A 13722-nucleotide genomic window follows, 5' to 3' on the forward strand; every position below is an offset into this window, starting at 1 on the left:
GCGTGCTGCACCGCGCCGTTGCCTGGTTCGCCGAGCGCAACGTCACCATCGAGCGGGTGCTCTCCGATAACGGCTCGGCCTACTGTTCCCACGCCTGGAAAAACGCCTGCACCGAGCTCGGTATCACCCACAAACGGACCCGCCCCTACCGGCCACAGACCAACGGCAAAATCGAACGGTTCCACCGCACACTGGCTGACGGCTGGGCCTACGCAAAGTTCTACATCTCAGAAAGCCAACGCCGCGACGCGCTGCCAGGCTGGATCCACTTCTACAATCACCACAGGCACCACTCCGCAATCGGAGCCCCACCCATCAGCAGACTCAACAACCTGCCTGAACATCACAGCTAGACGGTCCGCTGGACGCTGAACACTTTGCGGCGCATCCAGAAGCGTCGTCCGCCGCCCATGTAGAGCACGCTGCGTTCAAGTTCCCACTTGCCGTACTCGGAGTGTTCCACAAGACGGCGCCGGGCATCGGGCAAGGAATCGTCAGGCGCCACTGTCAGTACCAGGTACTCGTACTGCCGCGCATCGTCCCTTTGGCGTTCCACGGAACTGCCTAGAATTTGTTCCCTCATCCCTCTCCATTTTCGTCCTTTTCGGGCTAACGTGAAGTCATGAGCATCGATCCGCGTGTCGCGCTTCAGTCCCTGACTGCAGCTCTGGAGGAGCATCTCGTCGCCGCTTCCGCCCGCCGGGGTGAAGGCGATCCTACCGTGGAAGCGGCGTTTTTCGCCGTCGCCGACGCCTTTGAAGTGTACGAAGACGCGCTGTACGAGGCTTACGCGGAGGTCACGCCGCTGCAGGTCTTCGATGAAGAGGATGAGGGCGAAGACGAGGACGACGAACTGCTCGACGAGGACGAGCTCGAGATCCTCGACCAGTAGCTGAGGCCAGTAAGGCCTGGTAGGAAGACAGCAGGACCTTAATCCGCGCTAGCCGGAGACGTCCTCCAGCGCCCGTGAAATTTCCGCGGGAAGCGGGGCGGGCTTCGCATCCAACAGCTCTTTGAGCTGCACCGCGTTCCGCGGCCCCACCACGGCAGTTGCGACGGCCGGGCGGCTCAGCACCCATGCCAACGACACGTCCAGGGCTGTACGGCCCAGGCCCTTGGCCGCCATGTGCACGGCCTCGACCACCCGCGAGTCCCGGGCTTCGAGGTACTTGCCCACATAGCCCGCCAGACGGTCGCCGGCAGCACGCGAACCGGCCGGAATCTGCCCCCGGTACTTTCCGCTGAGGACGCCGCGCCCCAGCGGGGCCCACGCCACCAGGCCGAGCCCGGCATCTTCGACGGCGGGCAGCAGTTCCGCTTCCGGGCTGCGGTTCAACAGGGAGTACTCGGACTGGTTCGCCACAATCGGGAATCCAGCGATAGCCGCCGCCTTGGCACTTTGCCAGCCGTTGAAGTTCGAAATGCCCACGTAGCGTGCCCGGCCGCTACGCAACGCAAGGTCCAGTGCGGAGAGGGTTTCCTCGAGCGGCACGTTGCCGTCCCAGCACTGGACGAACCAGAGGTCCAGGTAGTCGGTTCCCAGCCGTGCGAGGCTGGCATCCAGTGCAGCGAGCATCGCCCCGCGCGAGGCGTCAATCCGCTGGCGGCCGTCCTTGCTCGAGGCGCCGGCCTTGCTGGAAATTACCAGTTCGGACCGGGCCACAACATCGCCCAGCATGGACCCGAGCATCGCCTCGGCTTCGCCGTCCGAATAGGACGCCGCGGTGTCCACCACAGTGCCGCCGGCGTCGACAAAAGTGTGGAGCAGTTCCATGGCGTCCTGCTCATCGGTCTCCTGCGCCCAAGACATGGTGCCGAGGGACAGGACCGAGGCCCTCAGGCCGCTGTTGCCGACATAACGCTGCTGCATGGTGCTAGCTTACGGGCAGTTCCCAGACATGATGACGTAGGGTCTATTCACGTGAACTGGATAGAAGCAGCCCTCCTCGGCCTGGTGCAGGGACTCACCGAATTCCTCCCGATTTCCTCGAGCGCGCATCTGCGGATTGTCGGCGCTTTCCTGCCCAACGCAGCCGACCCCGGCGCCGCTTTCACGGCGATCACCCAGCTCGGTACGGAGACCGCCGTCGTTGTCTTTTTCTGGCGCGACATCGTCAGGATCGTCCGGGCCTGGATCGCTTCCCTGCGCGGCAAGGTGGGCCGGAATGATCCAGACGCCCGGATGGGCTGGCTGGTGATCCTGGGCAGCTTGCCGATCGTCGTGCTGGGGCTTCTTTTCCAGGACCAGATCGAGTCGGTCTTCCGCAGCATGTGGATTGTGGCCACGATGCTGATCGTCTTCGGCATGATCCTCGCCGTGGCGGATGCGGTGGGCAAGCAGCAGCGCGACCTCACCCAGCTCAGCTACAGGCACGGTATTCTCTACGGTTTCGCGCAGGCACTGGCCCTGGTTCCCGGGGTTTCCCGCTCCGGCGGCACCATCACCGCCGGCCTGCTCATGGGGTACACCCGCGAAGCGGCGGCCCGCTATTCCTTCCTGCTTGCGATTCCCGCTGTCTTCGGCAGCGGGCTCTACCAGCTGTACAAAGTGCTCACCAAGGACGGAATCACCGGACCCTACGGTCTCCCGGAAACGGCGCTGGCCACCGTGATCGCGTTCGCCGTGGGCTATGTGATCATCGGCTGGTTCCTGAAGTTCGTCTCCACCCGCAGCTACCGGCTTTTCGTCTGGTACCGGATTCTGCTCGGCCTGGCCCTCTACCTCCTGCTCGGTTTCAATGTCATCAGCGCCTAGCACTATCGTTGAGGCTGTGAAATCGTGGACCTCCCGCCCTGTACCCGAGCTACCTGGGGCGATGCCCCCGCTGCGGCTGTTCGACACCGTCAAGGACGCCGTCGTCGACATCCCGGTCCGGGCGGAACAATCCCTTTATGTCTGCGGCATTACGCCCTATGACGCCACCCACATGGGCCACGCGGCCAGCTACGTCGCCTTCGACCTGCTGAACCGGGCCTGGCGCGACGGCGGCCAGCGCGTGGCTTACGTACAGAACGTCACCGACATCGACGATCCTTTGCTGGAGCGCGCGACCGCCACCGGCGTGGACTGGCGCGAACTCGCCGCCAGCCAGATCGAGCTGTTCCACACCGACATGGCAGCCCTGAATGTCCTCGCGCCGGACCACTACGTCGGTGCGGTCGAGTCCATTGAGCTGATCGTCCCCGCGGTCGAAAAGCTGCTCGCGGACGGGCTCGCCTACCGCGTGGACGGTGCGGACGGAGAGCCCGACGGCGATGTGTACTACGACGTCGACGAGGCAGGTAAGCGTTCGGACAGCGAGGAGGCGTGGCGGCTTGGCGACGTCTCCGGACTGAGCGAGGCGGACATGCTGCCACTGTTCGCCGAACGCGGCGGGGACCCGGCGCGGCCCGGCAAGCGCAACGCCCTGGACCCGCTCCTGTGGCGGGTAGCGCGCGAAGGCGAGCCGAGCTGGCCCGGCGCCAGCCTGGGGGAGGGCCGTCCCGGATGGCACATCGAATGTACGGTGATCGCCCGCGAATACCTTCCCGCGCCCTTCACGGTACAGGGCGGCGGTTCGGACCTGGTGTTCCCGCACCATGAGATGGGGGCAGGGCACGCGTGGTCGATCGGCGGGGTCCCGCTGGCCCGCCACTACGCCCATGCAGGCATGGTGGGGCTCGATGGCGAAAAGATGAGCAAGTCGCTCGGCAACCTCGTGCTGGTGTCCAGGCTGCGCGCCGCCGGTGAGGAAGCCCCGGCGATCCGGCTTGCGATCCTGGCCAACCATTACCGCTCCGACTGGTCCTGGACGGCGGAAGGCTTCGCCGCGGCAAAGGAACGGCTCGCCCTGTGGCGCGCCGCCCGCGACGCCGCACCGGCCGGAACTGTTGCAGCCTTGTTGGTCAGGATGCGCGGCGAACTCGCGGAGGACCTCAACGCGCCCGGTGCGCTGGCCGCCGTCGACGAATGGGCCGCCCTTGCCCTCGCAAGCGACCAGGAAGCGGCGCCTTCCGAAACGGACTCCGCCTTGTTCGCGGACGCGGTGGACGCCCTGCTCGGCGTCGAACTCTAGTTATCAGCAAACAGTCCCTGCCCGGAGTCCCGGGCAGGGACTGTTGCCGTTTAGGGCTTTCCCTTGCCCCGCCGCTTGAGGTACCGCTCGAACTCACGGGCGATGGATTCGCCCGTGGCCTCCGGCAGGTCGGCGGTGTCCTTGGCCTCTTCCAACTGCCGGACGTACGCGGCGATTTCCGGATCGTCGGTGGCGAGCTCGTTGACGCCCCGTTCCCAGGCCTCGGCGTCCTCCGCAAGCGCCTGGGTGTCCAACGGCAACTGCAGCAGGTCTTCCACCTTGTGAAGGATCGCGAGCTGGGCCTTCGGGGAGGGTGCCTGCGACACGTAGTGCGGAACCGCCGCCCAAAGGGACAACGTGGGAAGCCCCGCCAGCATGGCGAACTCGGCCAGTACTCCCACGATGCCTACAGGACCCTCGTACTGGCTGACCTCCAGGTTCAGGCGCTGCCGCAGGGCACTGTCTTCGGTGGTGGCGCTCACGGGTATCGGCCGGCTGTGCGGAACGTCCGCCAGCAGGGCGCCGAGGAGCACCACATAGTCCACCTTGAGGGCCTCGGCGTGCACCAGCAGTTCCGCCGTATAGGCGCGCCACCGGTACGAGGGTTCCGTGCCGAGCACCACCACCACGTCCACGTTGCTGTCAGGGACGCTCGCCCGGTAGAGGCGGGTGGAAGGCCACTTGACCCGGCGTTCCCCGGAGGCGGTGCGGCGCACCGTGGGCCGGGTGAACTGGAAGTCGTAGTAGTCATCGGCATCCACCGTGGCCACCTTCTTGCCCTGCCACAGCTTGTTCAGGTAGCGCAGTGCATCGCTGGCGGCTTCGCCGGCATCGTTCCAGCCTTCGAAGGCGGCAAGCATCACGGTGACGCGTTTGCCGTCCTGCGCCGGCTGCAGGAGGTGCTCTGCTTCCCGGGGGGTGTCCTGTCCGTCGCGGGCTCCGTCCAAACTGTTCATTCCCTCACCCTACGTCGAAGCAGCCCGGCTGTGCATGGCATCACACGCCGCTGCCGCGCCGCGTTTTTCACCCCGACGGCCGCCGCTGTGCCCGCGGCCCGGGTGGCGGGAGCGCGTTCGGGGGCCACGTAGACTGGACTATATGCATGCCAGCCTTTCCCAGCCCCGCCTGAAAGCCGCCCTCTGGGACATGGATGGAACCCTGGTGGATACCGAACCCTATTGGATCGCCGCCGAGCGTGCCCTCGTGGAAGCCCACGGCGGGCAGTGGTCCCATGAACAGGCCATGCAGCTCGTGGGCCAGTCGCTGATGCACTCAGCGGGCATCCTGCAGGACGCCGGGGTGCGCATGGAAAAGCGCGAGATCGTCGACACCCTCAGCGCCCAGGTCATCGAACGCATCAAACGGGAAGTGCCGTGGCGGCCCGGCGCCCGTGAACTGCTGGACGAACTGCACGGCGCCGGCGTACGTTGCGCCCTCGTGACGATGTCGGAGGGTCCCTTGGCCCGCGAGGTGGTGGCAAGCCTTCCCAAGCCGTACTTCGAATTCCTGATCACCGGGGACTCGGTCAGCCAAGGCAAGCCGCATCCCGAGGCGTACCTCACCGCCGTCGAACGCCTGCGCGACTCCGACCCGGAACTGACCATCGACCACTGCGTCGCCCTGGAGGATTCGGTCCCCGGCGTGACCGCTGCCCTTGCCTCCGGCGTCGTGACCGTAGGCATTCCGCACCAGGTGCCGCTTCCGGAAGATAGCCGCCGCACCACGTGGAGCACCCTCACAGGCCGCACTGTCGCCGAACTCGAGCAACTCGTCGCGGACCGGGCAGCCGGCACCGTTCCTGCAGCCTTGTTTTCCGGGGGAGCGTACTAGGTGGGCGGGCATGCCCCGGACCATAGCGCTCACGGCGGCAGGAAAGACGGCATCCCGCTTGGAAAAATCGCCGGCATCCCGGTGTACCTTGCCTATTCCTGGTTCGTGATCGCGCTCTTCATCGTGATCACCAACGGGCCGCCTTTGGCTGCCACATCGGGCCTGGGGATGGCTGGCTATCTGGTCGCTTTCGCCTACGCGGTGCTGCTGGCCGTGTCGGTGCTGGTGCATGAACTGGCCCACGCCTTCAGCGCCCGCATGTTCGGCTGGCCCACCGACAGGATCGTGCTGAACCTTTGGGGCGGCCACACCCAGTTCGAGAGCTTCACCGCATCCCCGGGCCGCTCAGTCATCGTGGCCCTTGCCGGACCCGCGGCCAACTTCGCGCTTGCCGGCGTCGCCTGGCCGCTGGTGGAGGCCCGTGTCTTCTCCGGGGCGGCAGACAGCCTGCTGAACAGCGCAATGTGGGTGAATTTCCTGATCGGCGTCTTCAACGTGCTGCCCGGTCTTCCGCTGGACGGGGGGCGCCTGGTGGAGTCCATCGTTTGGAAGGCCACCGGAAGCCAGGAGAAAGGCACCATCGCTGCGGGCTGGGCCGGTCGAGCCATCGTCGTCGCCCTGCTTGCATTGTTCATTGTGGTGCCCTGGCTGCGCGGCGACAGGTTGGACTTCGCCCGGACAGTCATTGCTCTCCTCGTCTGCGGCTTCCTCTGGCTGGGAGCCTCGGCCGCCATCAACCACGCCACCATGCGCGGGCGCTTGCGATTCGTCAACGCCCGTGACCTCGCAGAACCCGCCGTCGGCGTCCCGGACACCGCCAGCGTCGCAGACGCGCTGCGGCTTTCCCCGGAAGGCCGGCCAGCCGTCGTCGTGCAGGATGCGGACGGACGTCCGCGCGCCTGGGTGGTCCCTTCCTCGGCCCTGGCGGTGCCTCCGGAACAACAGGGGACGACGCCGGTCACTGCGGTCACAGCCGCCCTGGCACCGGGCGCCTACGTCCTATCGAGCGACGGCGGCCAGGAGCTCATCCAGTACCTGGCCCGCCTGGACTGCGGCGAATACGCAGTGGTGGACGACGCCGGCGTGGTGACCGGCCTGCTCCGCCAACAGGCCGTAGTGAGCGCCATTACAGGTAAAGACGCCCGCCGGAGCGGGCACGCCTAGCGCCTTCCCGGTAGAGTTGCCTGCCGGCGCTGAATTATTCCGGACAGCTGCCGCGCACCGCGGCGACGATCGACGGCCCAGCCTTACAAAAGCGAGGAACACATCCATGAGCAGGGAAACCGCCGCCAACAACCACATTGTGGAGACCGGCGCGCACATTTCGGCAGGCCAGGCGACGGGAGCGGCGCGCCGGCGCGGACCCTTCCGCGTCGGCGAGCGTGTCCAGCTCACGGATGAACGCGGCCGCATGAACACCATCACCCTCGAGGAGGGCGGCGCCTTCCACACCCACCGCGGTTTCCTGAACCATGACGAGATCATCGGCAAGGTGGACGGTTCGGTGGTGGCCAACAACATCGGCCAGCAGTACCAGACCCTGCGCCCCCTGCTCTCCGACTTCGTGCTCTCGATGCCGCGCGGGGCAGCCGTTGTCTACCCGAAAGACGCCGGCCAGATCGTGACCATGGCGGACATCTTCCCGGGCGCCCGCGTTGTCGAAGCCGGTGTCGGCTCCGGCGCCCTGTCCATCTCCCTGCTGCGCGCAGTGGGTGACGCCGGCTACCTGCACTCCTTCGAACGCCGCGAGGAATTCGCCGACATCGCCCGCGGCAACGTGGAGACCATCTTCGGCGGCCCGCACCCCGCGTGGAAGATCTCGCTGGGTGACTTCCAGGAGGAAGTGGTCCGCAGCGAGGAGCCTGGTTCGGTGGACCGCGTGGTGCTGGACATGCTCGCACCCTGGGAATGCCTCGACGCCGTCGCCACGGTCCTGGCCCCGGGCGGCGTGTGGATCAACTACGTTGCCACGGTCACCCAGCTCTCCCGCACAGCCGAGGCCATCAGGGCCGACGGGCGTTTCACCGAACCCGACGCCTGGGAATCCATGGTGCGCGGCTGGCACCTGGAAGGCCTCGCCGTACGGCCCGACCACAGGATGGTGGCACACACCGGCTTCCTGCTTGTCACCCGCCGGCTGGCCGAGGGCGTCACCGGCATTTCCACGAAGCGCCGCCCCTCGAAAACCGAATTCAGCGAGGAGGACCTGAACGCCTGGACGCCCGGAGCGGTAGGGGAGCGCGCCGTTTCGGACAAGAAGCTGCGCCGCGCCGCACGGGACGCCATCGCCGGCACCAACGTCAAGGACGAGCCCGGCCAGGAGGGCTAGGCGAAGATCACAAACTGGTCCGCATTCCGGATGTCAGAGCCTCCCCGGGCCTTTTGAGGGCTAAGGTCTATCTATAGACGCAGGAAGGGGCTGATGCTTCGTGGAGACCACGAACAACGATTTCGGACTGACACCGGAAGAGTCCTCCGCAAAGGCGGAAGGCACAGTGGAACGGGGCTTGTCCGCCGTCGGACCGAAGCAGGGTGAAGGCGAACTGACAGTCGCCGAACGGCAGATCAACATCCTTCGCGACAAGCTCCGGCACATCGACCGGCAACTTGCGGCAGCAACCCAGAACAACAGCAAGCTCGTCACCATGCTGGAAACGGCGAAGGCCGAAATCGTCCGGCTCAAGAGCGCCCTGGAACAGGACGGCCAGCCGCCGTACAGCTTCGGCACCATCCTGCAGATCAACCCGCGCCGCCAGGCAACGGCTGGCAATTCGGGCCAAGCGGCCACGGAGGAATCCGTGGACATCTTCAACGCCGGCCGGAAAATGCGGGTAGGCATCAGCCCCCTGGTCAACCTCAACCAGCTGGCCGTGGGCCAGGAAGTGCTCCTGAACGAAGCACTGCTGGTGGTCATGGCCCTCGGCTACGAACGGGCCGGTGAACTGGTGACGCTGAAGGAAATGCTGGGCCATGACCGGGCCCTCGTGGTTGGCCGGGCCGACGAGGAACGGGTAGTGCGGCTCTCCGGCGCCCTGCAACGGCAATCACTGCGGGTGGGCGACGCCCTGTCCCTGGATTCACGCACCGGCTATGTGCTGGAAAAGGTTCCCCGCGCGGAAGTCGAAAACCTGGTCCTGGAAGAAGTTCCGGACATCACCTACGAAGACATCGGCGGCCTGGGCCCGCAGATCGAACAGATCCGCGACGCCGTCGAACTTCCCTTCCTGCACCCCGATCTCTACCGCGAGCACGGGCTCAAGGCGCCCAAGGGCATCCTCCTGTACGGTCCTCCCGGCTGCGGCAAGACCCTGATCGCCAAGGCCGTGGCCAATTCCCTGGCCGAGCGGGCCGGCGAACGGGCGGGCAACATCGACCTGAAGAGCTACTTCCTCAACATCAAGGGCCCGGAGCTGCTGGACAAGTACGTGGGCGAGACCGAACGTCACATCCGCCTGATCTTCGCCAGGGCCCGCGAGAAGGCGTCGGACGGCAGCCCCGTCGTGGTCTTCTTCGACGAAATGGACTCGCTGTTCCGCACCCGCGGCACCGGCGTCTCCTCCGACGTCGAAACCACCATCGTGCCGCAGCTGCTGAGCGAGATCGACGGCGTGGAGCGGCTGGACAACGTGATCGTGATCGGCGCGTCAAACCGCGAAGACATGATCGACCCAGCGATCCTGCGGCCCGGCCGCCTGGACGTGAAGGTCAAGATCCAGCGCCCCGACGCCGAAGCCGCCGCGGACATCTTCGCCAAATACATCACCACGGACCTGCCGTTCCACCCGAACGACCTCGCCGAACACCAGGGCGATGTGCAGTCCACGGTGGACGCGATGATCCAGCGAACCGTGGAAGCGATGTACTCCACGGAGAAATCCAATGAATACCTTGAGGTGACCTACGCCAACGGGGACACCGAGATGCTGTACTTCAAGGACTTCAACTCCGGCGCCGTCATCCAGAACGTGGTGGACCGGGCCAAGAAGTACGCCATCAAGGACCTGCTCACCACCAAGCAGAAGGGCCTGCGGATCGACCACCTGCTGCGCGCCGTCGTGGACGAATTCCGCGAGCACGAAGACATGCCCAACACCACCAACCCGGATGACTGGGCACGGATTTCCGGGAAGAAGGGCGAACGCATCACGTACATCCGCACCATCGTCCAGGGCAAGGCCGGCCAGGAGCCCGGGAAGTCGATCGAGACGACTCCGAACACCGGCCAGTACCTGTGACGCCGGGGAGCGAGGCCCTGCCAGGCAGCGAGCTGCCGGCAGGCGGAGCGATGCGGGTCATGGGCTCCGAGACGGAATACGGTATCCATGCGCCGTCCGCCCCGGGCGCCAACGCGACCATGATGTCCGCGCGGGTCATCCAGGCCTACGCCCAGCTCACCCGGCAGAAGACCGCCGGCGGAGCGGAGACCCGCTGGGACTACACCGACGAGGAACCGCTGCATGATGCCCGCGGCTGGACCCTTGAGCGCAGCGCTGCCGACCCCAGCCAGCTGACCGACCAACCGCCGGTTCTCGACGCCGAAGCGGTGGCCCTCGCGTACGGGCGGCAGGAACTGGAAGCCGACGGTTCCGACGAGGCCGGATCGCTGCTCATGAACATGGTTCTGGGAAACGGGGCGCGTCTTTATGTGGACCACGCCCACCCGGAGTATTCGAGCCCGGAAGTGACGAACCCCCTCGCGGCCGTCACCTGGGACGCTGCCGGGGACCTTGTTGCCCTCGCAGCGGTCCGGAAGCTCGCGTCGGATCCGGAACTGCCGCCGATTAACCTCTACAAGAACAACACCGACAACAAATCCGTTTCCTACGGCTCTCACGAGAACTACCTCATGCCGCGCTCGGTTCCGTTCGGGGAGATCGTCAGGGGCCTCACCCCGTTCTTCGTCACCAGGCAGGTCATCTGCGGTGCCGGTCGCGTGGGGCTGGGCCAGGACGGTTCCCGGCCCGGGTACCAGATCAGCCAGCGGGCGGACTTCTTTGAGGCCGAGGTCGGCCTGGAGACCACCATCCGCCGGCCGATCATCAACACCCGCGACGAACCGCATGCCACGGCGGACAAGTACCGGCGCCTCCATGTCATCATCGGCGATGCCAACCTGAGCCAGGTGTCCAACTACCTCAAGTTCGGCACCACTTCCCTCGTGCTGAGCCTGATCGAGGCCGGGAAGGCGCCGCGGATCGAAGTCCACGAACCGGTGGCGGCCCTGCAGGAAGTCAGCCACGACACGTCCTTCACCTCCATGCTGCGCCTGCTGGACGGCCGCCGTGTCTCCGCGCTGGACATCCAGTGGATCTACTACGAAGCCGCCGCCAAGCTCGCCCAGGAAACCGGGGTGTCTGACGCGGTCACCGGCGACGGGCACACCAAGGGCGTCCTGGACCGCTGGGAGTCGGTGCTCAGCCTGCTCGGGTCCAACCCGCCCGCCGCCGCGTCCTCCGTGGAATGGCTGGCGAAGCTGGCCCTGCTTGAGGGCTACCGCCGGCGTGACGGGCTCGAATGGGGCGACGCACGGCTGGGCCTTGTGGACCTCCAATGGTCGGACATCCGGCCCGAGAAGGGGCTGTACTACCGGATGCTCGCACGGGACCGGATGCAGCGGCTGGTCGACGACGGCGCGATCACCCGGGCGGTGGTAGAACCGCCGTCGGACACCCGGGCGTTCTTCCGCGGAAAGTGCGTCTCGACGTTCGGCAAGCAGGTGGTCGGAGCAAGCTGGGACTCGGTCATTTTCGATGTTCCGGGCATCGGGAAACTCCAGCGGGTCCCCACCCGGGAACCGCTGCGCGGCACCGAATCCCTCACCGGCGAACTGTTCCGGAAGCACAGCACAGCCGAAGGATTCCTCGGCGAACTGCTCGGCCCGCCGCCCGTCCCGCGGGGCTGAACGGCAGCCCCGCGAAGCACAGCGAATCGCCCGCCGGAAAACAGCAGCACGGCCGCCCGCACCGTGGCAGTATGGCAGTACAGGGAGTCCCCACGGCGGTTCCATCCGGAACCGCCGCCCAGGGGCAAAGAGAATGGAGAGGGTCATGGCAGCCCAGGAACAACAACAGCCGCAGTCCCGGGACACGGAGATCGAGGACGAGGTACCCGAGGCACCCCCGGCCGCACCTGAGGCCCAGGCCTCGGCGGCAACCCAGGGCGTGGACGACCTGTTGGACGAAATCGACGGCGTCCTCGAATCCAACGCCGAAGAGTTCGTCCGCGCATTCGTGCAAAAGGGCGGTCAATAGCGGCAAGGCCCAACCACTGCCCGGCCGGCGCCGGGCCCCGGATGTCATCGTCGAAGGAGCGCAGCAGTGCACGAGCTAACGGCCGGCTTCCCGGCCACCCAGGCAACGTCGTCATTCACCGAGTACCTGCAGCGCTCAAGACCTGAACTCCTGCCCGGCAGCCAGTTGCTCCCCGCCGGGCAGCTTCCGCAGGCACCCCACGCCACCACGATCGTCGCACTCGCTTACCCGGGCGGGGTCCTGATGGCGGGGGACCGGCGGGCCACCATGGGCAACCTGATCGCCAGCCGGCACATCGAAAAAGTCTTCCCCGCGGACGGTTACTCCGTGCTCGGGATCGCCGGAACCGCCGGCCTGGCCATCGACATCACCAAGCTCTTCCAGGTGGAACTGGAGCACTACGAGAAGATCGAAGGCACCCTCCTCAGCCTGGACGGCAAGGCGAACCGCCTCGGTGCGATGATCCGCAGCAACTTGCCCATGGCAATGCAAGGCATGGCCGTCGTCCCGCTGTTCGCCGGTTTCGACCAGGTGGCCCAGGTAGGCCGCCTGTTCTCCTATGACGTCACCGGCGGCCGCTACGAGGAGCAGGAACACCACTCGGTGGGGTCTGGTTCGGTCTTCGCCCGGGGTGCGCTCAAGAAACTGTGGCGGCCCAACCTCTCCGAACCCGAAGCGGTCTCCGTCGCCGTCGAAGCCCTTTATGACGCGGCCGACGACGACTCCGCCACCGGCGGACCGGACCCGGTCAGGCAGCTCTGGCCCGTGGTGTACACGGTGAACCGTGCAGGCGCCCGCAGGGTGCCGGAGCGGGAACTGGCCGAGATCGCCGGCAAGATCGCCAGCTCGCGCACGATCGAAGGAAGGGAGGCCTGACATGACCCAGCAGTTCTACGTTTCGCCCGAGCAGTTGATGAAGGACCGCGCGGATTTCGCGCGGAAGGGAATTGCGCGTGGCCGCTCGGTGGTCGTGATCAGTTGCGCCGACGGGATCGCCCTCGTGGCCGAAAACCCGTCCCCTTCGCTGCACAAGATCGGCGAGATCTACGACAAGATCGCCTTCGCCGCGGTGGGCAAGTACAACGAATTCGAAAGCCTGCGCCAGGCGGGCGTGCGTTATGCGGACGTCCGCGGTTACTCCTACGACCGCGAAGACGTCACGGCGCGCGGCCTTGCGAGCGTCTATGCGCAAAGCCTGGGTGCGGTGTTCACCGCCGAGCAAAAGCCTTTCGAGGTTGAACTCGCGGTGGCAGAGGTGGGCCGCGACCAGCCCTCCGACCACCTCTACAGGCTGACTTTCGACGGTTCGATCGCCGACGTCAACGGCTTCGTGGCCATGGGCGGCCTCGCCGAGCAGGTGTCCGAAGTCCTCGAATCCGGCTGGAGCGCCGAGCTCAGCCTGTCCGGCACCCTGCAGCTCGCGGTGAAGGCACTGGCGGCGGACAAGGAAGCGGACGCCCTGCCCGGCACCGCGGTGGAGGCCGCCGTGCTGGACCGCGGATCCGAAAGCAGCCGCGGCTCCCGCCGCGCCTTCCGGCGGCTTTCCGCCGGGGAAATTGTCGGCTTGTTGGAAGGGGAGGCCTGAA

General features: G+C 66.4%; 15 protein-coding genes. 12 read left to right on the forward strand and 3 right to left on the reverse strand.

What is annotated here, in order from left to right:
- A partial coding sequence (locus tag BLP88_RS16265) for an integrase core domain-containing protein (RefSeq protein WP_139163431.1) occupies positions 1 to 353 on the forward strand: 353 nt, incomplete at its 5' end.
- Here the strand turns inward: BLP88_RS16265 and BLP88_RS16270 are convergent.
- On the reverse strand, positions 350 to 583 hold the full coding sequence (locus BLP88_RS16270; protein ID WP_074590927.1) for a DUF5703 family protein: 234 nt from the start codon (positions 581 to 583) through the stop codon (positions 350 to 352). The two genes, BLP88_RS16265 and BLP88_RS16270, sit on opposite strands and share 4 nt — an antisense overlap.
- Positions 584 to 622: 39 nt before the next feature.
- Here BLP88_RS16270 and BLP88_RS16275 point away from each other — a divergent pair, with 39 nt between their 5' ends.
- Positions 623 to 892: a hypothetical protein gene (locus tag BLP88_RS16275; protein WP_074590929.1), complete on the forward strand. Its 270-nt coding sequence runs from the start codon at positions 623 to 625 to the stop codon at positions 890 to 892.
- A 48-nt stretch (positions 893 to 940) separates the two neighbouring features.
- Here the strand turns inward: BLP88_RS16275 and BLP88_RS16280 are convergent, their stop codons facing one another.
- Positions 941 to 1870, reverse strand: a complete 930-nt coding sequence (locus BLP88_RS16280) for an aldo/keto reductase (RefSeq protein WP_074590931.1) — start codon at positions 1868 to 1870, stop codon at positions 941 to 943.
- A gap of 51 nt (positions 1871 to 1921) precedes the next feature.
- Here BLP88_RS16280 and BLP88_RS16285 point away from each other — a divergent pair, with 51 nt between their 5' ends.
- Positions 1922 to 2755, forward strand: coding sequence for an undecaprenyl-diphosphate phosphatase (locus BLP88_RS16285; protein ID WP_074590933.1), 834 nt, complete (start codon positions 1922 to 1924; stop codon positions 2753 to 2755).
- Between the two features lie 16 nt (positions 2756 to 2771).
- Positions 2772 to 4055: a cysteine--1-D-myo-inosityl 2-amino-2-deoxy-alpha-D-glucopyranoside ligase gene (mshC, locus tag BLP88_RS16290; RefSeq protein ID WP_074590935.1), complete on the forward strand. Its 1284-nt coding sequence runs from the start codon at positions 2772 to 2774 to the stop codon at positions 4053 to 4055.
- A gap of 50 nt (positions 4056 to 4105) precedes the next feature.
- Here the strand turns inward: mshC and BLP88_RS16295 are convergent, their stop codons facing one another.
- Positions 4106 to 5011, reverse strand: coding sequence for a PAC2 family protein (locus BLP88_RS16295; RefSeq protein WP_074590937.1), 906 nt, complete (start codon positions 5009 to 5011; stop codon positions 4106 to 4108).
- 142 nt (positions 5012 to 5153) lie between these two features.
- Between BLP88_RS16295 and BLP88_RS16300 the strand changes: the two genes are divergently transcribed.
- The 8 genes from BLP88_RS16300 to prcA all read left to right on the forward strand — a co-directional run bounded on the left by BLP88_RS16300 (position 5154) and on the right by prcA (position 13721).
- Positions 5154 to 5885: an HAD family hydrolase gene (locus tag BLP88_RS16300; RefSeq protein ID WP_074590939.1), complete on the forward strand. Its 732-nt coding sequence runs from the start codon at positions 5154 to 5156 to the stop codon at positions 5883 to 5885.
- On the forward strand, positions 5886 to 7049 hold the full coding sequence (locus tag BLP88_RS16305) for a site-2 protease family protein (RefSeq protein ID WP_074590940.1): 1164 nt from the start codon (positions 5886 to 5888) through the stop codon (positions 7047 to 7049).
- A 106-nt stretch (positions 7050 to 7155) separates the two neighbouring features.
- The gene (locus BLP88_RS16310; RefSeq protein WP_074590942.1) at positions 7156 to 8214 is read left to right on the forward strand and encodes a tRNA (adenine-N1)-methyltransferase; all 1059 of its coding nucleotides are present in this window, start codon (positions 7156 to 7158) and stop codon (positions 8212 to 8214) included.
- 100 nt (positions 8215 to 8314) lie between these two features.
- Positions 8315 to 10120 carry a proteasome ATPase gene (gene arc, locus BLP88_RS16315; protein ID WP_074590944.1) on the forward strand — a complete coding sequence of 602 codons (1806 nt, stop codon included), beginning with the start codon at positions 8315 to 8317 and terminating at the stop codon, positions 10118 to 10120.
- Between the two features lie 50 nt (positions 10121 to 10170).
- Entirely contained in the window at positions 10171 to 11787 is a 1617-nt protein-coding gene (dop, locus tag BLP88_RS16320) for a depupylase/deamidase Dop (RefSeq protein WP_074590945.1), read from the forward strand.
- Between the two features lie 145 nt (positions 11788 to 11932).
- Complete coding sequence (locus BLP88_RS16325; protein WP_074590947.1) at positions 11933 to 12136, forward strand: ubiquitin-like protein Pup; 204 nt, start codon at positions 11933 to 11935, stop codon at positions 12134 to 12136.
- Between the two features lie 66 nt (positions 12137 to 12202).
- The gene (prcB, locus tag BLP88_RS16330; RefSeq protein WP_074590949.1) at positions 12203 to 13012 is read left to right on the forward strand and encodes a proteasome subunit beta; all 810 of its coding nucleotides are present in this window, start codon (positions 12203 to 12205) and stop codon (positions 13010 to 13012) included.
- 1 nt (position 13013) lies between these two features.
- Complete coding sequence (gene prcA / locus BLP88_RS16335) at positions 13014 to 13721, forward strand: proteasome subunit alpha (protein ID WP_074590951.1); 708 nt, start codon at positions 13014 to 13016, stop codon at positions 13719 to 13721.
- The last annotated feature ends 1 nt before the right edge of the window (position 13722 follow it).

The sequence above is a fragment of the Arthrobacter cupressi genome (assembly GCF_900099975.1).
GTDB lineage: Bacteria > Actinomycetota > Actinomycetes > Actinomycetales > Micrococcaceae > Arthrobacter > Arthrobacter cupressi.